General features: G+C 71.7%; 17 protein-coding genes. 12 read left to right on the forward strand and 5 right to left on the reverse strand.

The features are described from left to right. Positions 1-90: 90 nt before the first annotated feature. Entirely contained in the window at positions 91-1,107 is a 1,017-nt protein-coding gene (locus tag AB0G56_RS04395) for a DJ-1/PfpI family protein (protein WP_360963459.1), read from the reverse strand. 236 nt (positions 1,108-1,343) lie between these two features. On the opposite strand from AB0G56_RS04395, the gene AB0G56_RS04400 reads away from it, so the two are divergent. The 5 genes from AB0G56_RS04400 (at position 1,344) to AB0G56_RS04420 (ending at position 9,612) form a co-directional block, all read left to right on the forward strand. After that, positions 1,344-1,937, forward strand: coding sequence for an isochorismatase family protein (locus tag AB0G56_RS04400; RefSeq protein ID WP_360963462.1), 594 nt, complete (start codon positions 1,344-1,346; stop codon positions 1,935-1,937). A 448-nt stretch (positions 1,938-2,385) separates the two neighbouring features. Continuing rightward, a complete protein-coding gene (locus AB0G56_RS04405; RefSeq protein ID WP_360963465.1) occupies positions 2,386-3,987 on the forward strand; it encodes a diaminobutyrate--2-oxoglutarate transaminase family protein in 1,602 nt (533 codons plus the stop codon). Positions 3,988-4,443: 456 nt separating this feature from the next. Next, a complete protein-coding gene (locus AB0G56_RS04410; protein WP_360964233.1) occupies positions 4,444-6,327 on the forward strand; it encodes an IucA/IucC family protein in 1,884 nt (627 codons plus the stop codon). Positions 6,328-6,575: 248 nt separating this feature from the next. After that, complete coding sequence (locus AB0G56_RS04415; protein ID WP_360963468.1) at positions 6,576-7,415, forward strand: GNAT family N-acetyltransferase; 840 nt, start codon at positions 6,576-6,578, stop codon at positions 7,413-7,415. A 208-nt stretch (positions 7,416-7,623) separates the two neighbouring features. Next, a complete protein-coding gene (locus tag AB0G56_RS04420; RefSeq protein WP_360963471.1) occupies positions 7,624-9,612 on the forward strand; it encodes an ATP-dependent DNA helicase in 1,989 nt (662 codons plus the stop codon). Between the two features lie 260 nt (positions 9,613-9,872). Here the strand turns inward: AB0G56_RS04420 and lexA are convergent, their stop codons facing one another. Further along, the gene (gene lexA, locus AB0G56_RS04425) at positions 9,873-10,652 is read right to left on the reverse strand and encodes a transcriptional repressor LexA (protein ID WP_360963474.1); all 780 of its coding nucleotides are present in this window, start codon (positions 10,650-10,652) and stop codon (positions 9,873-9,875) included. Between the two features lie 580 nt (positions 10,653-11,232). On the opposite strand from lexA, the gene nrdR reads away from it, so the two are divergent. After that, a complete protein-coding gene (nrdR, locus tag AB0G56_RS04430; protein ID WP_360963477.1) occupies positions 11,233-11,793 on the forward strand; it encodes a transcriptional regulator NrdR in 561 nt (186 codons plus the stop codon). Positions 11,794-11,955: 162 nt separating this feature from the next. Further along, positions 11,956-14,844, forward strand: a complete 2,889-nt coding sequence (locus AB0G56_RS04435) for a vitamin B12-dependent ribonucleotide reductase (protein WP_360963480.1) — start codon at positions 11,956-11,958, stop codon at positions 14,842-14,844. Between the two features lie 90 nt (positions 14,845-14,934). On the opposite strand, the gene AB0G56_RS04440 is transcribed toward AB0G56_RS04435, so the two are convergent. Further along, on the reverse strand, positions 14,935-15,468 hold the full coding sequence (locus AB0G56_RS04440) for a TerD family protein (protein WP_360963484.1): 534 nt from the start codon (positions 15,466-15,468) through the stop codon (positions 14,935-14,937). A 157-nt stretch (positions 15,469-15,625) separates the two neighbouring features. Between AB0G56_RS04440 and AB0G56_RS04445 the strand changes: the two genes are divergently transcribed. The 5 genes from AB0G56_RS04445 (at position 15,626) to AB0G56_RS04465 (ending at position 19,675) form a co-directional block, all read left to right on the forward strand. Beyond that, positions 15,626-16,231, forward strand: a complete 606-nt coding sequence (locus AB0G56_RS04445) for a YdbC family protein (protein ID WP_360963486.1) — start codon at positions 15,626-15,628, stop codon at positions 16,229-16,231. Positions 16,232-16,409: 178 nt separating this feature from the next. Next, positions 16,410-17,069 (forward strand): histidine phosphatase family protein, encoded by a 660-nt coding sequence (locus AB0G56_RS04450; RefSeq protein ID WP_360963489.1) that lies wholly within the window; start codon positions 16,410-16,412, stop codon positions 17,067-17,069. A gap of 12 nt (positions 17,070-17,081) precedes the next feature. After that, complete coding sequence (locus AB0G56_RS04455; RefSeq protein WP_360963492.1) at positions 17,082-17,990, forward strand: ADP-ribosylglycohydrolase family protein; 909 nt, start codon at positions 17,082-17,084, stop codon at positions 17,988-17,990. A gap of 285 nt (positions 17,991-18,275) precedes the next feature. Beyond that, complete coding sequence (locus AB0G56_RS04460) at positions 18,276-18,977, forward strand: ribonuclease HII (protein ID WP_360963495.1); 702 nt, start codon at positions 18,276-18,278, stop codon at positions 18,975-18,977. A gap of 68 nt (positions 18,978-19,045) precedes the next feature. Further along, entirely contained in the window at positions 19,046-19,675 is a 630-nt protein-coding gene (locus AB0G56_RS04465; RefSeq protein WP_360963498.1) for a hypothetical protein, read from the forward strand. Between the two features lie 395 nt (positions 19,676-20,070). Here the strand turns inward: AB0G56_RS04465 and AB0G56_RS04470 are convergent, their stop codons facing one another. Both AB0G56_RS04470 and AB0G56_RS04475 read right to left on the reverse strand, forming a co-directional pair. After that, the gene (locus AB0G56_RS04470; protein ID WP_360963500.1) at positions 20,071-20,685 is read right to left on the reverse strand and encodes a hypothetical protein; all 615 of its coding nucleotides are present in this window, start codon (positions 20,683-20,685) and stop codon (positions 20,071-20,073) included. A gap of 477 nt (positions 20,686-21,162) precedes the next feature. After that, positions 21,163-23,328: a RecQ family ATP-dependent DNA helicase gene (locus tag AB0G56_RS04475; protein WP_360963503.1), complete on the reverse strand. Its 2,166-nt coding sequence runs from the start codon at positions 23,326-23,328 to the stop codon at positions 21,163-21,165. Between the last annotated feature and the right edge of the window lie 133 nt (positions 23,329-23,461).

Below are 23,461 nucleotides of genomic sequence, written 5' to 3' on the forward strand. Positions count from 1 at the left end.
CCACACACTATGCGGTCGCTGTGGGCGACTGCCCACGGAACGGCAACGGTTCGGATACAAGCCGTCTGACCTGGCCAACCATCCGCGGATCTACCGGTTGGGCGTCGCTTCACCCAGTGGGGAGCGGAAACGCCGCCGGTACTCGGTGGGCGTCGTCCCGAGCCTGCGGCGGAACGCCCGCACGAGCGTGTCCGTCGTCCCGAACCCGCACACCGTCACGATGCGTTCAAGGGTCGCGTCGGTGGACTCCAGCTGACCACGCGCCGCTTCCACCCGGGCCGCTTCCACGTAGGCGCTGGGGGTCGTGCCCAGTTCGGCCTTGAAGACACGGGTGAGCTGCCGCTCGCTGAGATGGACGTGCTCGGCCAGGTCCGCCACGGTGAGGGGGCCGTCGAGGTGGCGCAGGATGTGGTGGCGGAGCTCCTCGACGCGCCGCGTCCGGGAGACGGGTTCCAGAGGAACGCTGAACTGGCTCTGCCCGCTCGGCCGCTTCAGGTACATCACCAGCTGCCGGGCAACGCGGAGCGCGATCGTCTCGCCGAAGTCGTCGGCGACGAGGGCGAGCGACAGGTCGAGGCAGGCGCTGATCCCCGCGCCGGTCCAGGTATCACCCTCCCGGATGAAGATCGGATCGGCGTCGACCTCCACCGCCGGGTGCTCGTCGGCCAGTTGCCGCGCGGTCGACCAGTGGGTGGTGGCGCGCTTGCCGTCGAGGAGGCCGGCGGCGGCCAGGAGGTGCGCCCCGACACAGACGGAGGTGATTCTCCGCGCCCGGCGGGCGAGCGTCTTCACCCGCTCGACCACCGCCGGATCGGTGCGGGCCCGTACGCCGCACCCGCCGTCGCCGTCCGTCTCGACCGAGCCGGGCACCAGCAGGGTGTCGATACCGCTGCCCGCCACCTCGTCGAAGGTGGTGTCGGGCAGCACGCGCACCCCGGCGGAGGTCGTGACAGGGTCCATGGTCTCCGCGGCGAGGACCACCCGGTAGCCCGTCGGTCCCGGCATCTCCCGCCGCACCAGCGAGAAGACCTCGGGCGGGCCGGTGACGTCGAGCAGGTCGACGCCTTCGAAGAGAACGATGACGACGAGTCGTTCCACGACGCTCAAGGGATCTCCGCCCAGCCGGTGCGAGTGAGGCCCGGTACGAGGCCCGGCCCTTGGGTGGGACCCCGGGGGCCGGGCCCGAGACCGGGGTCTGATGTCCGGATCTGCATGTTAGGCGACATTGCCGACACGCGGCGGTGGCTCGTACGTTCGTACGCGTGGCCGGCCCCCTCCGCACGGGCGGGCTCCGCACGACGGATCCGAGTGACAGCTCGGTGCATCTGCTGAGGGGTATTTCCATGACCACGACGACGACCCTGCGTGAACTCAACGGCTTCGACGAGACACCGCCGTCGCTCGCCGACTCCACCCTGATCCTCGTCGACTACCAGAACACCTACGTCGGCGGCGTGATGGAACTGGAGGGCTGGCAGGCCGCGCTCGACTCCGCCGCCGCCCTGCTGGCCCGGGCCCGGCAGGCCGGCGCGCACGTCATCCACGTCGTCAACGACGGCGGCGAAGGCACCCCGTACGACATCAGGGCGGAGATCGGCCGGATCCACCCGAGCGTGGCACCGGCCGAGGGCGAGCCCGTCGTCGTGAAGAAGGTGCCGAACGCGTTCGTCGACACCGAACTGGGCGAGCACGTCGACGCCGCCGGCCACAAGGATGTCGTAGTCATCGGGTTCATGACGCACATGTGCGTGCTGTTCACCGTGGAAGGCGCGTTCCTGCGGGGCAACCGCGCCACGGTGGTCGCCGACGCGTGCGCCACGCGCCCGCTCGGAGCGGCGGGCACCTGGCTGGGCGCGCGCCAGGTCCACCACGCCGCGCTGGCCACCGTCGGGGACCTCTACGGGATCGTCGTCGAGTCGGGGGCGTCCTTGAGCTGACGCGGCGGAGTCCCTGACTCGGCACGGGGGAGTGCCTGGCCCTGTCCCGGTGGTTCACTCCTGCCGGTACCCGGGTCCTGCCAGTGCCACTGGTGCCCATGTCCCTGCAGCGTCACTGGTGCCCGTGACGCTGCCGAGTCAGGACCCCGCGAACCATCTCGCGCCCACCCGTAACCGTACGGATCATCCGCGGTTATAGCGGTGGGGTCCCCGCTGTCCATGACCAGACCCACGCGCCCTCGACCGCCGCGCCGCACCGCCGACGACACCGTCGCCAACGCTCTGGAGCTCGCCGGGTGTTCGGCCTCTCCGGCGCCGCGACATCGACGCCACGCGGCCGAGGAGACCGCAGGCGAGCGATGCCATGCGCCGGTGGGGCCTGGAGTTCGGCCCGCCGCCGGGGCGGAGGCCGACGCCTTGGGACACCGGAGGACAGGGAGCCGCAGCGGTGACGGAGTCTGTTGAGGCCGCGCACGAGGGGTGCGCGTCGGGAGACGCGCGCCTCCTGCACGACGGGATCCTGCGGCGCCAGTCCGCGCGCGAGTCGGCGGCGCGCACCTATGCGCGTGCCCTGCCGATCGTGCCGGTCAGGGCGCGCGGACTCACCATCGAAGGAGCGGACGGCCGCCGCTACCTGGACTGCCTCTCGGGCGCGGGCACCCTGGCCCTGGGACACCACCACCCCGTCGTCCTGGAAGCCGTCCGCGACGTCCTCGACTCCGGCGCGCCCCTGCACGCCCTCGACCTGGCCACTCCCGTCAAGGACGCCTTCGTCACCGAGCTGTTCCGCACCCTGCCGCCCGGGCTGGGCGAGCGGGCCCGCGTACAGTTCTGCGGCCCGGCGGGGACGGACGCCGTGGAGGCCGCCTTCAAGCTGGTCCGCGCCGCCACCGGACGCACCGGCATCATGGCCTTCGCCGGTGCCTACCACGGGATGACGGACGGCGCGCTCGCCGCGTCGGGGCACGCCCCGGACGTACGGGTCACCCGGCTGCCCTACCCGCAGGACTACCGCTGCCCCTTCGGCGTCGGCGGCCCCCGCGGGGCCGAACTCGCGGCCCGCTGGGCGGAATCCGTGCTGGACGACCCCAAGTCCGGAGTGCCGCTGCCCGCCGGGATGATCCTCGAACCCGTGCAGGGCGAGGGCGGCGTGCTCCCCGCGCCGGATGCCTGGATGCGCCGCATCCGGCAGCTCACCGAGGAGAGGTCCGTCCCCTTGATCGCCGACGAGGTCCAGACCGGAGTCGGCCGCACCGGCGCCTTCTGGGCGGTGGACCACAGCGGGGTGACACCGGATGTGATGGTGCTCTCGAAGGCCATCGGCGGCAGCCTGCCGCTGGCCGTCGTCGTGTACCGCGACGACCTCGACGTGTGGCCACCGGGCGCCCACGCGGGAACCTTCCGCGGCAACCAGCTCGCCATGGCCGCGGGCACAGCCACCCTGGCGTACGTCCGCGAGAACCGCCTCGCCGAACGCGCCGCGACCCTCGGCGCCCGCATGCTCTCCCGCCTTCGCGAACTTTCCAGTCAGCACCCGTGCGTCGGAGACGTACGCGGCCGCGGACTGATGCTCGGCCTCGAACTGGTCGATCCGGAGGCGGGGGCGGGCGCGGGCACGGCGGCAGGGGCGGCGGCGAACGCGGGCACAGGCACAGGCACGGGCGCGGTGCCGGAAGGGGGCAGCGGTATGGGCGCCGAAACCACTGGCCCGGCGGAAGCGTCCGCGCCGGGCGACTGCACCGCACGGCCCATCGCGCTGCCGGCCGACCACGGGCGGCGCCCGCCGCCCGCCGCGCCCGAGATCGCCGCGGCCGTGCAAAGAGAGTGCCTGCGCCGGGGCCTCATCGTCGAACTCGGCGGACGTCACGCGAGTGTCGTACGCCTCCTGCCCCCGCTGACCCTCACCGACGAGCAGTCGGCGGCGGTGCTCGACAGGTTGGCCGACGCGGTCGAAACGGTGGCCCGGAGCGACACCGGACGAGTGGGAGGGCGGTCCCGGCTGCCCGGACGGCAACTGCCGCCGACGGGCTGCCCCGACGGAGCCGGCTAGCGCCCGACGGCAGCCCCCAGCAGCAGCCGGTGAACCGATCGACGGAAGCGGGCCACACGCCCGCACCCGCTTCGGCCGCTGAGGCGGGCACGCCAGAAGCCCGAGCACGCCAGAAGCCCGAGCACGCCAGAAGCCCCGAGCACCCCAGAAGACGCGGCCGAAGCGGACGAGTCCCGGCCCCGACACCGAGGAACCGCCTTGAACACCACGCCCACACACCGCGGTCACTCCGTACCTCCTCTCGAGACGGACGAGACGGACGAGACCCATGGGACCAGCGAGACCAGCGCGACCAGCGCGACCAGCGAGACCCACGAGACAAGCGAGGCCGCAGAGGCGACCCGGGCCACCGAGGCGACCGATGCCAGCGAAACCCCCGAGGCAAGCGAAACCACCGAGGCGTCCGCGACGATCCCTCTTCAGCCGAGCGGCCCCTCTCCCCACCAGCCACCTCAGGTGGCAACCCCCTCCGATCACTCCCTCCAGGCCGACCCGCTGGAGCACCCCGACCCGTCCACCGCCGCCCACGCCGCAGGCGTCGAGAACCTGCTGCGCTGCTGGGTTCGCGAGACCGACGTCCCCGACCCTCATGACGGCGTCCTCCGACACGGCGGCGTCCTCCGCATCCCGCTCCCCGCAAGTGGCACCGCGCTCCTCGTGCCGGTCCGCCACTGGTCCCCGACCGGCTGGCACCGCTTCGGGCCGGCGCGCCTGGCCCACGCGCCCGAGTCCGCCGCACCGGCGGACGCCGTCACGGTCGCCGCGCTCCTCGTCCGGGAAGCCGTCCCTCCCGCCGCCGCACCCCTGTCACCGCAATCGTCGACGGCTCGCGCCCGTACGGCGCCCCAGGCCGAAGCGACCGATCTGGTAGCCCGCGTCGCCGACTCCGTCCGGCGTACCGCTCTCTTCCTCACCGACCGCCGCGAGCGCCCCTGTGACGGACCTGACCGTTTCCTCTCCGCGGAACAGTCCCTTCTCTTCGGACATCCGTTGCATCCGTCGCCCAAGAGCCGAGAGGGCTTCTCGGAAGCCGAAGTCCCGCACTACTCACCCGAGTCGCGAGGCTCCTTCTCCTTGCACTGGATGGCGGTGGCGCCTTCCGTACTCGCCACCGACTCGGCCTGGACGGAGGCCGGGCGCCCCGTGCCCGCCGACCGCGTCACCGCACGGCTCGCCGGACCAGAGCTGCGGGCCCCCGACGGGCATGCCGTTCTGCCTCTGCACCCTTGGCAGTTGCGCGAGGTACTGCATCGCCCCGAAGCGGTGGCACTCCTCGACGCGGGACTGCTGCGTGACCTCGGGCCGCACGGCCCTGCCTGGCATCCCACCTCTTCCGTACGAACCGTCCACCGCAGCGGCGCGCCCGCCATGCTCAAACTGTCCCTGGCCCTGCGCATCACCAACTCCCGTCGGGAGAACCTCCGTAAGGAGCTGCACCGCGGCGTCGAGGTCCACCGCCTGCTGCGCAGCGGCCTCTCCCAGCAGTGGCGGGTCGCCCACCCCGGCTTCGACATCGTGCGCGACCCGGCCTGGCTGGCGGTCGACGGCCAGGACGGCGCTCCCGTGCCCGGACTGGACGTGATGATCCGTCACAACCCTTTCGGTCCGGCGGACGACGTGTCCTGCGTCGCCGGCCTCGTCGCCCCCCGGCCGTACCCCTGGAGCGGGCCGTGCCCGCCACCGGCACGGAGCCGGCCCCAGCCGGCCGACAGCCAGGCCACCCGGTCCCGCCTCGCCGAGGTCATCGCGCGGCTCGCCGCCTGTACCGGACGGCCGCGGGGAGCCGTCGCCGCCGAGTGGTTCCTGCGCTATCTCGAGCAGGTGATCCGCCCGGTGCTGTGGCTGGACGGCGAGGCGGGGATCGCCCTCGAAGCGCACCAGCAGAACACGCTGGTTCTGCTCGATCCCGACGGCTGGCCCACGGGCGGCCGCTACCGCGACAACCAGGGCTACTACTTCCGAGCCTCCCGCCGTGCGGAACTCGACGCGCGGTTGCCCGGCATCGGTGCACGGAGCGACACCTTCGTCTCCGACGAGGTCACGGACGACCGCTTCGTCTACTACCTCGCCCTCAACAACGTGTTCGGCCTCATCGGCGCCTTCGGCTCGCAGCGCATCGCCGACGAACGCCTGCTCCTGGCCGCCTTCCGCCGCTTCCTCGCCGAGGCCGCCGCCGGTCCGCGGCGCATGCGCTCCACCCTGCCCGCCCGGCTTCTCGACTCGCCGGTCCTGCGCTGCAAGGCCAACCTGCTGACCCGGCTGCACGGCCTGGACGAACTCGTCGGCCCGGTCGACACCCAGTCCGTCTACGTCACCGTCACCAACCCCCTCCACACCTGAACGCCCCCGGCCTCGGCCACCGGCTCCTGGTCATCACCTCCCCGCACCCGGCTCCGCCGAGGCCCCGCCCCCCCTCGCCTCCGTCACCACCACTTCCGAACCTTCGCCACCACTTACGAGCCTTCGCCCCCACCGACCCTCCGCCACCATTTCCGACCCTCTGCCGTCATTTCCGACCTTTCGCCCTCGCTTCCGAGCCCTCGCCACCCCTGCCGAGCCTTCACCCCCGCCCTCCGAGAGGAGCGCCCATGATGCCCACCGACGCCGGCGCCGCCCCCAGCCGCGCCTCCGCCACCCCCTCCGCCGCCGGTACGGAGCTGAGCCCCACGGTGACCCTCTTCGACACCGGAGTGGGCACGCCCGGTGCCGTCACCGGGGCCCGGCCTGCCGAGGTGGGCGGCGACGGTGAAGACACGCTCGACCTGCGCCTGCCCGACGACTTCGTAGCGCTCTTCGCGGATCCGGGACCGGCCCGCCCCGCCACCGACACAGTCGGTGCGTCCGCCACCGGACGGGCCGACCTCCTCGACGGAGCCGGAGACTGGGGACCCACCCCCACACCCGTCGGCACCTTCCAACTGGTCACCGTACGGATCGAGCGTGACCTACCGGTCGTCAGCCGCTGGATGAACGAGCCCGCGGTCGCCGAGTTCTGGCACCTGGCCGGGCCCCGGAGCGTGACCGAGGAGCACCTGCGCGCGCAGCTGGACGGCGACGGGCGCAGCGTTCCCTGTCTCGGGGTGCTGGACGGCACGCCGATGAGCTATTGGGAGATCTACCGGGCCGACCTCGATCCCCTGGCACGGCACTACTGCGCACGGCCGCACGACACCGGCGTCCACCTCCTCCTCGGCAGTGCCACCGACCGTGGCCGCGGTATCGGCAGCACCCTGCTGAGAGCCGTGGCCGACCTGATCCTCGCCGAGCGCCCCAGCTGTTCCCGCGTCGTCGCGGAACCCGACGTCCGGAACGCGCCCTCCGTCTCCGCTTTCCTGACCGCTGGTTTCCGGTTCTCCGCCGAGGTCGACCTGCCCGGCAAGCGGGCCGCCCTCATGCTTCGGGACCGCGCTGCGGGCAGGCCGCGGTGACAGCCGGACACGTCCTGGCCACGTTCAGCACACCGGCCGCGTCGATCCGGGTCCCACTCCGCCGCCCCGAGGTGGTCCCGCCGCCGCGCACCGGACGGCGTAGTGCCCGACTCGGTACCGGACGGAAGCGGCACCGCATCGGTGCTCCGCCGCCGGTCCCGGCCTCTGGCACTCGTTTGTCAGTCCGGCGCCGTAGGGTGGTCGCGCTATGACGAAGCCCTCACTCCCCGAACTCCTGCATGCCGCTGTCGCTGCCGTCGGCGGTACGGAGCGCCCCGGCCAGGTGACCATGGCCCAAGCCGTCGCCGACGCGATCGACGACAGCTCGCACCTGCTGGTCCAGGCCGGCACCGGTACCGGAAAGTCGCTCGGGTACCTGGTGCCGGCGCTCGCGCACGGAGACCGGGTCGTGGTGGCCACGGCCACCCTGGCCCTCCAGCGCCAGCTGGTCGAGCGGGACCTGCCGCGCACGGTCGACGCCCTGCATCCGCTGCTGCGCCGCCGCCCGGAGTTCGCGATGCTCAAGGGCCGGTCGAACTACCTGTGCCTGCACCGTCTGCACGAGGGTGTCCCGCAGGACGAGGAGGAGGGCCTGTTCGACCAGTTCGAGGCGGCCGCGCCCACCAGCAGACTGGGCCAGGACCTGCTGCGGCTGCGTGACTGGTCGGACGAGACCGAGACCGGGGACCGCGACGACCTCACGCCGGGCGTGTCGGACCGGGCCTGGGCACAGGTGTCGGTCTCTTCCCGGGAGTGCCTGGGCGCCTCGAAGTGCGCTTACGGGGCGGAGTGCTTCGCCGAGACGGCCCGCGAGCGCGCCAAGCTCGCGGAGGTCGTCGTCACCAACCACGCGCTGCTCGCGATCGACGCCATCGAGGGCGCGCCGGTCCTCCCGCAGCACGAGGTGCTGATCGTCGACGAGGCGCACGAACTGGTCTCCCGGGTGACCGGCGTGGCCACCGGCGAGCTGACCCCGGGGCAGGTCAACCGCGCCGTGCGCCGCGCCGCGAAGCTCGTCGACGAGAAGGCCGCCGATCAGTTGCAGACCGCGGCCGAGGGCTTCGAGCGGCTGATGGAGCTGGCCCTGCCCGGCCGTCTGGAGGAGGTCCCGGAGGACCTCGGCTACGCGCTGCTGGCGCTGCGGGACGCCTCCCGCAACGTCATCTCGGCGATCGGCGCGACCCGGGACAAGTCGGTCCAGGACGAGGACGCGGTCCGCAAGCAGGCACTCGCCTCCGTGGAGAACGTGCACGACGTGGCGGAGCGCATCACCAACGGCTCCGAATGGGACGTGGTCTGGTACGAGCGCCACGACCGCTTCGGCGCCTTGCTGCGCGTCGCCCCCATGTCCGTGTCGGGCCTGCTGCGGGAGAAGCTCTTCACGGACCGCTCCGTCGTGCTCACCTCCGCGACCCTGAAGCTCGGCGGCGACTTCAACGGCGTCGGCGCCTCACTCGGCCTCCCCCCGGAGGGCACGGAGGGCGAGGACGTACCGCAGTGGAAGGGCGTGGACGTCGGGTCGCCGTTCGACTACCGCAAGCAGGGGATCCTGTACGTCGCCAAGCACCTGGCTCGCCCCGCGCGGGACGGCGACCGCGGGGACATGCTCGACGAGCTGACGGAGCTGATCCAGGCGGCCGGCGGCCGGACCCTGGGCCTGTTCTCTTCCATGCGGGCCGCCCAGCTGGCGGCGGAGGAGCTGCGCTCGCGCGTCCCGGAGTTCCCGATCCTGCTCCAGGGCGAGGAGACGCTGGGCGAGCTGATCAAGAACTTCGCGGCCGATCCGAAGACGTGTCTGTTCGGCACGCTCTCGCTCTGGCAGGGCGTCGACGTACCCGGCGCCAGCTGTCAGCTGGTCGTCATGGACAAGATCCCGTTCCCGCGCCCGGACGACCCGTTGATGAGCGCCCGCCAGAAAGCGGTCGAGGACGCCGGGGGCAACGGCTTCATGGCCGTCGCCGCGACCCATGCGGCGCTCCTGATGGCCCAGGGCGCCGGCCGCCTCGTCCGTGCCTCCGGAGACCGGGGCGTGGTCGCCGTACTGGATCCGCGACTGGCGACGGCACGCTACGGCGGCTACCTGAAGGCATCGCTGCCGGACTTCTGGTACACCACCGACCGCAACCAGGTACGGAAGTCGCTCGCGGCCATCGACGCGGCGGCGAAGCCGACGGAGGAGGAGCAGGACGCGGAGTGATCGCGGGGTGGCCTGAGCGGCGCCGCTCAGGCCACCCCGCGATGCGGAGACGCCGGTCGTCGGCGCCGGTTGCCGGGGCGCCCTCGCGCAAGGGGTGACCCCGGCGCGGACAGAGCGCGACACGCCGCTCGCACACGGCGCGGTATCGGGAGACGGCAGAGGTGCCGGAGACAGCACAGGGCCCCGGAACCGGCGCAGGGGTTCCGGGGCCCGGTCAGGGGGGCGGGTCGGGGCGATGTGCCGGCCCGCCCAGTGCCGTCTCAGACGCGCCGCAGGACGGCGACCACCTTGCCGAGGATGGTCGCGTCGTCACCGGGGATCGGCTCGTACGCGGCGTTGTGCGGCAGGAGCCAGACGTGGCCGTCCTCGCGCTTGAAGCGCTTGACGGTGGCCTCGCCGTCGATCATGGCGGCCACGATGTCACCGTTCTCGGCGACCTGCTGGCGGCGCACGGTGACCCAGTCGCCGTCACAGATGGCGGCCTCGATCATCGAGTCGCCGACGACCTTGAGGACGAACAGCTCACCGTCGCCGACCAGCTGCCGGGGAAGCGGGAACACGTCCTCGACCGACTCCTCGGCGAGGATCGGGCCACCGGCGGCGATCCGCCCGACGAGCGGGACGTAGGAGGCGGCCGGCTTGCCCACGGTATCCGTGGGCTGCAGCGAGGCGGCCTGGTCGGAACCGCGGACTTCGTAGGCGCGCGGGCGGTGCGGGTCGCGCCGCAGGAAGCCCTTGCGCTCCAGAGCCATGAGCTGGTGGGCCACCGATGAGGTGCTGGACAGCCCCACGGCCTGGCCGATCTCCCGCATGGACGGCGGGTAGCCCCGCCGCTGCACGGAGTCCCTGATGACCTCGATCACCCGGCGCTGCCGATCGGTGAGTCCCGAGCTGTCCGCCCGGATGCCTGGAGGTCGCCCCGGCAGGGAGCGCTTGTGTCCCTCGGGGTTCGCGGCTTCGTTCATCGCATGCACCGGCTCGAGTCGGCTCTGGGAGCGGTCCTGGGCAGTGATGGTGGCACTGTCTGCGGTGGTGGTCACGTGCGGCCCCTCTCGATGGTCTCCCTCCGGCACAACGGTAGTTGCTTTCGAAAGGTTGCGCCAAACACACGTTCGAGTGAAAAAACGAGGATGGCCGGACTTGATCATGTATATGGGTGTATAGGTGGCGCGGTGGCCGGCAGGCAAAAAGGCCCATTGCTGTACTCTTCACCGCCGGGGCGCGGACCCTTCGGGTCGCCGCCCCAGTCTGTCATCCGGAGGCCCGTCGACAGGGTGCCGGTCCCTCATCCGCCGGGGAGTCGCACGGGTCCTCCGTGCCGTGTTCACGGTATCTCCGTACACCCTCGGTGGGGCCTCGGGCGGGGCGGGCGGGCATCGGCGTGTCCTTCTCCGCCGCGTGCGCCCGGGACTCGGCCAGTGCCCTCCGGCGACACGCGCCCATTCCGGTGCATGTGCGAGCCGATCCCTACATCTAGTGGTTGGATAGCTACAGCGGCCCACAAGTTGTGGTCCCCCGGGTCTTCGGTCCTCCCGTCATCGCCTATGCTTGGGGCTGCTTCCGCGGGGCTCATGAGGCCCTGCGTAGCCATTGAGTCTGCTGTGAGGAGGGTTGGAGTCCATGCACTGCCCCTTCTGCAGGCACCCCGACAGCCGGGTCGTCGACAGCCGTACGACGGACGACGGGACGTCGATCCGCAGGCGCCGCCAGTGCCCTGACTGCTCTCGCCGGTTCACGACCGTCGAGACGTGCTCGCTCATGGTGGTCAAGCGGTCCGGGGTCACCGAGCCGTTCAGTCGCACCAAGGTCATCAACGGCGTGCGCAAGGCATGCCAGGGGCGGCCGGTCACCGAAGACGCGCTGGCCCAGCTGGGGCAGCGCGTCGAGGAAGCGGTGCGGGCCAGCGGGAGCGCCGAGGTGGCCGCCCACGAAGTGGGACTCGCCATACTCGGCCCCTTGCAGGAACTCGACCTCGTCGCCTTCCTGCGGTTCGCGTCCGTGTACCGGGCGTTCGACTCGCTCGAGGACTTCGAGGCCGCCATCGCGGAACTCAGGGAAGGTCCGCGACGCCCCGTCGCGGAGGAGGAGGGCGGCGACGACGCCGTCACGGGGAGCCAGGAAGACGATCGCGGACGCGGAGGGACGGCTGACGCCCCCGTGCCCGCACGCGCCGCCGACTGATCGGCGGGCCGGTCCGGGCCGCGGGTCCGGGACGGCTGTACGGCGGCGAGGAAGACGGTTGCGGGTGGCAGCGACAGGGGTGCCCGCAGCACCAGACAGAACACCGTGTCTCCGGAACATCGGGGCACTTCAGGGCGTTTTCGCCCGTATCAGGGAGGCGGCATGACAGAGACGGCGAGCGGTCCGGCACGAGGTTCCCGCACCAAGGGCGGCAAGGCGGGGAACAAGGGACTGCACATCGAGCGCATCCACACCACCCCGGGCGTGCACCCGTACGACGAGGTGAGCTGGGAGCGCCGTGACGTCGTCATGACCAACTGGCGCGACGGCTCGGTCAACTTCGAGCAGCGTGGCGTCGAGTTCCCCGACTTCTGGTCGGTGAACGCGGTCAACATCGTCACCAGCAAGTACTTCCGCGGTGCCGTGGGCACCCCGCAGCGCGAGACCAGCCTGAGGCAGCTGATCGACCGCATCGTGAAGACGTACCGGAAAGCCGGTGAGGACTACAAGTACTTCGCCTCGCCCGCCGACGCCGAGATCTTCGAGCACGAGCTGGCGTACGCCCTCCTGCACCAGATCTTCAGCTTCAACAGCCCCGTCTGGTTCAACGTGGGCACCCCGCAGCCCCAGCAGGTCTCCGCCTGCTTCATCCTGTCCGTCGACGACTCCATGGAGTCGATCCTCGACTGGTACAAGGAAGAGGGCATGATCTTCAAGGGCGGCTCCGGCGCCGGCCTGAACCTCTCCCGCATCCGTTCCTCCAAGGAACTGCTCTCCTCCGGCGGCAACGCCTCCGGTCCGGTCTCCTTCATGCGCGGCGCCGACGCCTCCGCCGGCACCATCAAGTCCGGCGGCGCCACCCGCCGCGCCGCCAAGATGGTCATCCTCGACGTCGACCACCCCGACGTGGAGGACTTCATCGAGACGAAGGTCAAGGAGGAGGAGAAGATCCGCGCCCTGCGCGACGCGGGCTTCGACATGGACCTGGGCGGCGACGACATCACGTCCGTCCAGTACCAGAACGCCAACAACTCGGTCCGGGTGAACGACGAGTTCATGAAGGCGGTCGAGCAGGGCGGCAAGTTCGGCCTGCGCGCCCGGATGACCGGCGAGGTCATCGAGGAGGTCGAGGCCAAGTCCCTCTTCCGCAAGATGGCCGAGGCCGCCTGGGCCTGCGCCGACCCGGGCATCCAGTACGACGACACCATCAACCACTGGCACACCTGCCCGGAGTCCGGCCGGATCAACGGCTCGAACCCGTGCAGCGAGTACATGCACCTGGACAACACGTCCTGCAACCTCGCCTCGCTGAACCTGATGAAGTTCCTCAAGGACGACGGCAAGGGCAACCAGTCCTTCCAGTCCGAGCGCTTCGCCAAGGTCGTCGAGCTGGTCATCACCGCGATGGACATCTCGATCTGCTTCGCGGACTTCCCGACCCAGAAGATCGGCGAGAACACCCGCGCCTTCCGCCAGCTCGGCATCGGCTACGCCAACCTCGGCGCCCTGCTGATGGCGACCGGCCACGCCTACGACTCCGACGGCGGCCGTGCGCTCGCCGGTGCCATCACCTCCCTGATGACCGGCACCGCCTACAAGCGCTCCGCCGAGCTGGCCGCGGTCGTCGGCCCCTACGACGGCTACGCCCGCAACGCACAGCCGCACCAGCGCGTCATGAAGCAGCACAGCGACGCCAACGCCACCGCCGTGCGCATGGACGACCTGGACACGCCGGTGTGGGCCGCCGCCACGGAGGCCTGGCAGGACGTGCTGCGCCTCGGTGAGAAGAACGGTTTCCGTAACTCCCAGGCATCGGTCCTCGCCCCGACCGGCACCATCGGCCTGGCCATGTCCTGCGACACCACCGGTGTCGAGCCCGACCTCGCCCTGGTCAAGTTCAAGAAGCTGGTCGGCGGCGGCTCGATGCAGATCGTCAACGGCACCGTCCCGCAGGCCCTGCGCCGCATGGGCTACCAGGAGGAGCAGATCGAGGCGATCGTCGCCCACATCGCCGAGAACGGCAACGTGATCGACGCCCCCGGCCTCAAGCAGGAGCACTACGAGGTCTTCGACTGCGCCATGGGCGAGCGTGCCATCTCCCCGATGGGTCACGTCCGCATGATGGCCGCGATCCAGCCGTGGATCTCCGGCGCCATCTCCAAGACGGTCAACATGCCGGAGTCGGCGACCGTCGAGGAGGTCGAGGAGATCTACTACGAGGCGTGGAAGCTCGGCGTCAAGGCGCTCGCGATCTACCGCGACAACTGCAAGGTCGGCCAGCCGCTCTCCGCCAAGACCAAGGACTCCGACAAGAAGACCGAGGCCGCCGAGGAGACGCAGCCCAAGGTCGAGAAGGTCGTCGAGTACCGCCCGGTCCGCAAGCGCCTCCCGAAGGGCCGTCCCGGAATCACCACCTCCTTCACCGTCGGCGGCGCCGAGGGCTACATGACCGCCAACTCCTACCCGGACGACGGTCTCGGCGAGGTCTTCCTCAAGATGTCCAAGCAGGGCTCGACCCTCGCGGGCATGATGGACGCCTTCTCCATCGCCGTGTCGGTGGGCCTGCAGTACGGCGTGCCGCTGGAGACGTACGTCTCGAAGTTCACCAACATGCGCTTCGAGCCGGCCGGCATGACCGACGACCCGGACGTGCGGATGGCGCAGTCGATCGTCGACTACATCTTCCGCCGCCTGGCGCTGGACTTCCTGCCCTTCGAGACGCGCTCCGCGCTCGGCATCCACTCCGCCGAGGAGCGCCAGCGCCACCTGGAGACCGGCTCCTACGAGCCGATCGAGGAGGAGGTCGACGTAGAGGGCCTGGCCCAGTCCGCGCCGCGCCAGACCGAGCTGAAGGCCGTCGCCACGCCGAAGGCCGAGGCCGAGGTGGCCGCGCCCGCCCCGAAGGAGGCGCACACCAGCGCCGAGCTGGTCGAGATGCAGCTGGGCATCCAGGCCGACGCCCCGCTCTGCTTCTCCTGCGGCACCAAGATGCAGCGGGCCGGCTCCTGCTACATCTGCGAGGGCTGCGGCTCCACGAGCGGCTGCAGCTGAACTGACGGCCATGCCGTGAGGTGAGGGGTAAGGGGCGTCGGCCATGGCCGACGCCCCTTACCTTTACCGGTTACCGCACCTCTTCACCGGCTACGACCGGTGCGCGCGGCCCATCGCGCCGGTGAAGTCCGCCGGCTCGCCCTCGAAGCCGTGGATGCCGGGCCGGAACTGCCAGTTCCCGGACCCGTCACGGGTGAACTCGGCGACGGCGGCCGCGGTCGCCCGGGGCACACCGCCGAAGTCGTCCTCGGCGAGCACGGTGTAGCCCTCCCGGATACGCAGCCCCGGGTCGAGCACGTCGGCGAAGGGGCGGTGCGCGGCGCTCTGCTGGATGACCACGCCGATCACCACGCGCGCGTAGCGCTCGGAGAGCCGCTCCAGCTCCAGCGTCATGACCTCGTCCCACCCGAAGCCCTTGCCGTCCGTACTGTCCCGGTTCAGGTAGATCGTGCCGTCGGGCGAACGGCTGTCGAAGTGCACCAGGTAGTCCGGTGCGCCGTACGGATCACTCGCCAGGTAGGTGCCCGCCACGATGTCCAGATCGGTGGGCGGCTGCCCTGTCGGACTGGGGTCCCACTTCAGTGCGACCTCGACCTTGCGGATCCCTTTGCTCAGCCCGCTCACCGGACCTCCCCTTCCCCGTCCCCATGCGCCCTCGTCTGTCCCAACCGCCGGATTGGGGGCGCGCGTTGTCCATCGTGCCACGCGCGCGCGGACGTCTGTGCGGGCACTGTCCCCAGGAAAGTGACCGACGCCACGCCCAGGGCCGTACGATGGCGCGGTGCTGGTCAAGTGGATTCGCTGCACCGTGGTGGACCGCCGGGGCTTCGAGCGGGGGCAGCGAAAGTGGGCGGGGCTTCTGGGAGAGCCGGGGTTTCGGGGGCAGGGGGGTGGCTGGAGCCGGGGCAGGCAAGGGGTGGCCCACGTCTTCGCCTTCTGGGAGAGCCGCGCCTTCTACGACTCCTTCATGGCCCGCTCCCACGACCGGCTGGCCGCCGCCCAGGCCGGAACCTTCAAGGACGCGCAGATCAGGCTCTTCGATCACCGGTTCGACGTGAAGACGGGGTTCCAGCCGCGCTTCGCGGACGCCGACCTGGTGCGCGTCGCGCTCTGCCGGGCCCACGAGGAGCGTGCCGAGCACTTCACGCTGATGCAGGAGAAGGTCTGGAACCCGGCGATGGCCGGCTCGCCCGGAATGGTCCGGGGCCTGTTCGGTGAAGCCCCGGGCAATGAGTTCCTGGTCCTGTCCATGTGGCAGTCGTCCGCGGAGCACGGCAAGTACCGCACCGAGCGGGTCGAGCGCCTGGCGTTGCGCGCCCAGACCGAGGCCGACGTCGCGGCCCTGACGGGCGACATCGTGGAACTGGAACCGGCCTGGACCGTGTGACCCGCGCGCGGGGCAGGCGGGCGTGTGCCTCGGGGGGCCTTCCACGGGCGAGCGCCACGAGCACCCTGCGAGGCGGATGCGTGCTCTCCGTGGCCCGTGGCGCACCTTCCGTGTGACCTACACCGTATGAGGGCCGCTCGAGTCTCCGATCGGCCGTGACTCGATCTAGTGTTTTGGCATGGCACGACCACGGCGCATCGTTCTTGTCCGGCACGGGGAATCGACGGGCAATGTCGATGACTCCGTCTACGAGCGCGAGCCGGACCACGCGCTGGCGCTGACCGAGCGGGGTCTCCAGGAGGCCGAGGACACCGGCAAAGAGCTGCGTGAGCTGTTCGGGCGGGAACGGGTCAGTGTGTACGTCTCCCCGTACCGCCGCACCCACGAGACCCTCCGCGCCTTCCACCTCGACCCCGACCTCATACGGGTCCGGGAGGAGCCGCGGCTGCGCGAGCAGGACTGGGGAAACTGGCAGGACCGCGACGACGTACGCCTTCAGAAGGCCTACCGGGACGCGTACGGTCACTTCTTCTACCGCTTCGCCCAGGGAGAGTCCGGCGCCGACGTGTACGACCGGGTCGGCGGCTTCCTGGAGAGCCTCTTCCGCAGCTTCGAGGCCCCTGACCACCCGCCCAACGTGCTCCTGGTGACCCATGGTCTCGCGATGCGCCTCTTCTGCATGCGGTGGTTCCACTGGACCGTCGCGGAATTCGAGGCGCTGTCGAATCCCGGGAACGCCGAGATGCGGATGCTCGTTCTCGGGGACGACGGGCGGTACGCCATGGACCGGCCGTTCGAGCGGTGGCGTGACCCGGAACCGTACGGGGTCACTGGATAGAGTGGCTGAGCGATGACCTCTGACTCCTCTCCCGGCAGGCGCCTGGAGCGCGCCCTGGCCAGCACACGCGGACTCTCGGTCGGGGACGCGCTGGGCTCGCAGTTCTTCGTGCCGGCGAACTATCCGCTCCTTCACCGCCGAGAACTGCCCCCCGAACCGTGGCAGTGGACGGACGACACGGAGATGGCCTGCTCCGTCGTGGCCGTCCTCGTCGCGCACCACCGCATCGACCAGGACGCCCTGGCCGAATCCTTCGCCCGCCATCACGACTTCGACCGGGGGTACGGCCCCGCGGTCAACCGGCTGCTCCGGCTCGTCCGGGAGGGTGGCGACTGGCGCGAGTTGGCCGCTGCTCTCTTCAACGGGCAGGGCTCCTGGGGCAACGGCGCCGCGATGCGGATCGCCCCTCTGGGCGCGTGGTACGCGGACGATCCGGAGCAGGCCACCCACCAGGCCGAGATCTCGGCCTACCCGACGCATCAGCACCGCGAGGCCGTCGTGGGTGCCATGGCCGTCGCCGCGGCAGCCGCTCTGGCCGCAGCACCCGGCGGGCCGCCGAGCCCCGAAGCGCTGCTGGACGGCGTCATCGCCCTGGTGCCCGCGCGCAGCGCCGTCGGCGCCGGCCTGCGCCGTGCCCGCGACATGCTCGACTACGGCGACGCGGGCACGGTCGCCGCCGTCCTCGGCTGCGGACGGCGTACGACCGCCCACGACACGGTGCCCTTCGCCCTCTGGTCGGCCGCCCGGTGCCTCGGTGACTTCGAGGAGGCCTTCTGGCGGACGGCCCAGGCCGGCGGGGACGTGGACACCACGTGCGCCATCGTCGGCGGGGTGCTCGCCGGAGGCGAGGCGGGCGGCCCGCCCGCCGAGTGGGTACGCGCCACGGAGGCGCTGCCGGACTGGCTGCCGGTCGGGACCTGACCCCACTTCGCACCTCGATTCACGAGTGCGACCCGACGCTTGGTGAGGTCCTCCGCGGGGTGGGGTCCCACGGGGTTGATGAGTCGTTTCTGCCGTTGCTGCGAGCCGCTCGCATGTGTGCGCGAGTGAAGCGGGCGGTCGACTCCCGCGGTCCTGGCCGGCCGCCCGATGGCCGTGCTGCCGGGTTCCCTGACGCACTGATCGCCGAGGCCGCGGAAGCGGTGCGGCCGGTGGGGGAAACCGGGGTGTCGCATCGGGATCAGGGCGGCGTACGCTAAGGGCGCCATGCCGTACGAACCACCCACTCACACCGTCGAGCGCTCCCTTCGCGCCACGACCGGAGCCAAGGTCATCGCAGGTGTCGACGAGGTGGGGCGCGGCGCGTGGGCCGGGCCCGTCACCGTCTGCGCGGCGGTCACCGGACTGCGTCGGCCCCCTGCGGGCCTCACCGACTCCAAACTGCTCACCGTCAAGCGGCGCACCGAACTCGCCGTGGTACTGGAGAAGTGGGTGACGGCGTACGCCCTCGGGCACGCCACGCCGGAGGAGATCGACGAGCTGGGGATGACGGCGTCGCTGCGGCTCGCCGCCGGGCGCGCCCTGGGGGGACTGCCCGTCCGTCCGGACGCGGTCATCCTCGACGGGAAGCACGACTACCTCGGCGCTCCCTGGCAGGTCCGTACGGTCATCAAGGGCGACCGCTCGTGCGTCGCCGTCGCGGCGGCCTCGGTGATCGCCAAGGTGTACCGCGACAAAATGATGGCCGAACTGGGCGTCGACCATGCAGACTTCGGGTTTGCGGCCAACGCCGGATATCCGTCGCCCGTGCACAAGGCCGCGCTGGAGGAGCGGGGACCCACCCCGTACCACCGGTTGTCATGGGCGTATCTTGATGCGCTGCCGCGCTGGCAGCACCTCAAGAAGGCCAGGGTCTGGGTGGACGGAAGCGTTCCGGAGATCGAGGGCCAGCTCGACTTCGACTTCTGACGGGGCCGCTTGCCCGGATGTGCCCCCCGCCCACGGGGGCCGTACCAACGTTTGATAAATATCAGCTCATGCCTCTCATTCCCGAGGAGCCTCAGATTCACGAGAGTGCCCAGGGTCCCCGCGCCACTCCGGCCACCGGCCGCACCGCGCCGACCCCCCGTCCCGTACCCGGCCCCCGCCCCGCGGCTCCGTCGCGTCCCGGTCGTCCCGGCCCTGTGCGGCCCGCGCCGCCGGCGCAGCGTACGCCGCGGGACGCGGCCGCGACCAAGCCCGCCCCTTCGGGTCCGGCTGTCCCCGCCGCCTCGGCGGCTCCGCAGATCCAGCTGATCCCCGCCTCGGCCGAGGGTGCCCTCGACGCCGCCGAGGAAGCGGTCGACCTGCTCCTGGAGGCGGGTCGTGCCCCCGGGGAGGTGCTGGTGATCACCACCGGTGACCCGCACCCCTGGGCCGCCCACGAACTGTCCTTCGGTGAAGCGTCCTACTGGGCGCAGCACGACGCGGGCGACGACGTCTTCTACACGGACGCCGCCGGAACCTCCCGTGCCGCAACCCGCCCCGTGGTCGTGGTCGCCGTCAACGGCGGCACCGACACCGCGGTCGCCGCTGCCCTGCCTCTGGCCCACACCCGGTCCGGAGCACTGCTGATCGTCTGTGGTGACCCGCAGCAGATCAACGGGGTGCTGGGCGCCGGCGTCTGAGGCGTTCAGGACACGCCGGCCGGGGGCGCCGTCGGTCCGGTGCAGAGGGTGACAGCCGTCGTCGCGGAGGTCCGCGCGACGGCTGTTTCGCTTTGTGCGTGCGCGTTCGGCGTGTGCCTGCGCGCGGGCAGGTTGGTGCTCGGGTGCTGGTCGGTGCGGGCGTGTCGATTCGCGCCGGCGCGTCGGGCGCGGGTGCCGGCTCGTGCGCGGGAGGCCGTGCGTGCCCGGGGGGCGTACGGATGCGGATGGGCTCGGCCGGCGACGGCCGCGGCGCGCGTGCGGTGTGTTCCGGCGTGTTCGAGGCCTGGTGCGGCCGGTGTGTCGCGGGTCGGTGTGGGGGTGAGGCGTTCCGCACGCCGGACGACGGCGTGGGCTCCGCCCGTGCGGCGTGGGTGTCAGCGGGCCGCCGCGCGACGCAGCACTTCGGAGGACACACCTCCGGTGCGGGGCGACGGGGGCGGCACTTCCGCGTTGCCGAGGGCCTCGGGTGCCGAGACGGCGCTCGGCCTGCGGCCGCCGCGCCCCTCGCCGAGGACCTGCCAGCCGTCCCTCGTCAGCGTGATGTACGCCCCGCAGCGCAGACCGTGCAGGGTGCACGCGTCACGCAGTCCCCACATCCACGCGCCGTCCTCCTCCGTCCAACGCGCGTCGCCCTCACGGCAGTAGAGCAGTACCGCGGTGCGCACCGGTGTACGGCGCCGCAGGTCGTGGGGTATGACGCGGCGCAACTGGGCGAGGAGCGCGTTGCGGAACATCCAGCCGTCGGCGGGCGCCGGGCGGCGGACGAACGAGGCGCTGGCCCGTAGCCGCTCGTCCGGGTCGAGTACCGCCACCACGGCGGTGGCCGGGCCGGGACGATGCCGGGAGTGCAGTCCGCTGACGACTTCCCGGGGGTTGCGCAGCAGAGGAATGCCCGCGGCAGCCCACTCCGCGGGTTCGAGCACGCGATGGGCGGATGCGGCGGACGTCGACAACGAGGCCGCCGAGGACGGAGCGAATCCGAAGGTCACGTTCCTCCCTTCGGCTACGCGCCCATACTGCGGGCGGGGTCGGATGCGGGGGAGCGCACACCGCAGCAGAGCCCTACCGGATCAGGGCCGGGCCGCGCGGAGAGCGGACTTCAATTCTTCCTGTCGAACTGGGATGCGGCAACGAGCAATTGGGGTCACCGACCGTTATCAGATGACCCGCGCCTTATATCCCTACCCAGCGGCCGACCGCATGACGCCTGAGGTGCACAGTCGATCACGCTCCCCGTGGCGGCGCACAGCGCGGCAGCGGCCGCCCACTGGGCCTGCTCGCCACGGACCGTGAGGAAGGCGGGCCATGAGCCGGCACCGGTCACGCGGCCACGTGTCTCCGACGCCCCCGCCCCACGCTCCGCGCCCGACTCGCCCCCACCCTCCGAGCCCGACGCCCCGGCTCGCCCCCCGCCCGGTGTCCGGCGCCAGAGGCCTGGGCGCCCGACGCCGGCGGCCGGGGCCCGCTCAGCCCTGCACGGCGAGAACCAGCGGCAACACTCCCTGGGCGCCCGCCTTTCTCAGCAGCCGGGCGGCGACCGCGAGGGTCCAGCCGGTCTCGGTGCAGTCGTCGACGAGGAGTACCGGGCCCGGCTGGTCGGCGAGCGCGGAGGCAAGCGCGGGCGGCACGGTGAGCGCTCCGTCGAGGGCCTTGAGCCGCTGCGCGCTGTTGCTGCGGGACATGGGGCGTGCGTCCGCGGCGTATTCGACGGAGCCCAGCAGCGGCAGCCGGCCGACCTGCGAGATGTGCGCGCCCAGCGACTGGACGAGCCGGGGACGGCCGCGCGAGGCCATGGTGACGACACCGACCGGGCGCGGCCGGGCGTCCGCCGCGCCCGTCGCCCAGCCGCCCGGTGCCTTCGCCCAGTCGGCGAGCACGCCCACCACGGCCCGTGCCACGTCCTCGGGCACTGGACCGTCCGGCGCGTGCGGCGCGAGCAGGGGTCGCAGCCGGTTGCCCCAGCCGATGTCCGACAGTCGTCCCAGGGCCCGTCCTTCCGAGGCCTGTTCGGCGGCCGGGATGCGCCCCTTGAGAGCGACGCCGATCGCCGGGAGGCCGGTCGGCCACATGCGCCGCGGTTCCACTTCCACTCCGGCCCGGCCCAGGTCCACGCGCGCGGCGTCCAGCGCCGCCGTGGAGGTGTCGGCGGTGAACCGGGCCCCCGCACAGTTGTCGCACCGGCCGCAGGGGCGGGCGGTCTCGTCGTCGAGTCGGCGTTGCAGGAACTCCATCCGGCAGCCCGTGGTCGCCGCGTACTCGCGCATCGACTGCTGCTCCGCCTCCCGCTGCCGCGCGACCCAGTCGTAGCGCTCCGCGTCGTACGCCCAGGGCCGGCCGGTCGAGATCCATCCGCCCTTGACCCGCTTCACCGCCCCGTCCACGTCGAGGACCTTGAGCATGGCTTCGAGGCGGGAACGGCGCAGTTCCACCAGAGGTTCCAGAGCGGGCAGCGACAGCGGTCCCTGCGCGCGGGCGAGCACGTCGAGGGTCCTGCGCACCAACTCCTCGGAGGGGAAGGCCAGTGACGCGAAGTACTGCCAGATCGCCTCGTCCTCCTTACCGGGCAGGAGGAGCACTTCCGCGTGCTCGACGCCGCGGCCGGCGCGGCCCACCTGCTGGTAGTAGGCGATGGGGGACGAGGGCGAACCGAGGTGCACGACGAAGCCGAGGTCCGGCTTGTCGAAGCCCATGCCGAGGGCGGAGGTGGCGACCAGCGCCTTGACCTTGTTCGCGAGCAGGTCGTCCTCGGCCTGCTGCCGGTCGGCGTTCTCCGTCTTGCCGGTGTACGAGGCGACGGCGTGCCCCCGGTGCCGCAGGAAGGCCGTGACCTCCTCGGCGGCGGCGACGGTGAGTGTGTAGATGATTCCGGAGCCGGGCAGTTCTTCGAGGTGGTCGGCGAGCCAGGCCATCCGGTGCGCGGCGTCCGGCAGCCGCAGCACTCCCATGCTGAGGCTCTCCCGGTCCAGGGGGCCGCGGAGCACCAGCGTGCCCGAGGCGTCACCCGTCCCCAACTGCTCGGCGACGTCGGCGGTCACACGCGCGTTGGCGGTGGCGGTGGTCGCCAGTACCGGGACTCCGGCCGGGAGTTCGGTCAGCATGGTGCGCAGCCGCCGGTAGTCCGGACGGAAGTCGTGCCCCCAGTCCGAGATGCAGTGCGCCTCGTCCACGACGAGCAGGCCCGTGGCGGCGGCGAGCTTGGGCAGGACCTGGTCCCGGAAGTCGGGGTTGTTGAGCCGCTCGGGGCTGACCAGCAGGACGTCGACGGAGCCCTCCGCGACCTCCGACTGGACGGTGTCCCACTCCTCGGTGTTCGCCGAGTTGATCGTGCGGGCGTGGATGCCGGCACGGGCGGCGGCCTCCACCTGGTTGCGCATCAGCGCCAGCAGCGGGGAGACGATCACCGTGGGGCCGCTCCCGCGTGCCCGGAGCAGGGAGGTGGCCACGAAGTAGACCGCGGACTTGCCCCAGCCGGTGCGCTGGACGACCAGGGCCCGGCGGCCCTCGGCGACCAGCGCCTCGATCGCCCGCCACTGGTCCTCGCGCAACCGGGCCCTGCCCGTGCCGTCGCCGACGAGGCGGGCGAGGACCGCGTCGGCCGCCGTCCGCAGTTCCGCGTTGCTCGTGTGCTCCATGCGTCCCATACAACAGGACGGCACTGACAAACGGAGACATCCGGAAGGCGCTGACCACCCCGTGCAACGGGACGACGAGCCGGCCACGTCCCGCAGCAGGGGGGCGGGCGAGGTGCCCCGGCCCTGGTTGACG

Origin of the sequence: Streptomyces sp. NPDC021356 (assembly GCF_040641015.1) — a bacterium.
Lineage (GTDB): Bacteria > Actinomycetota > Actinomycetes > Streptomycetales > Streptomycetaceae > Streptomyces.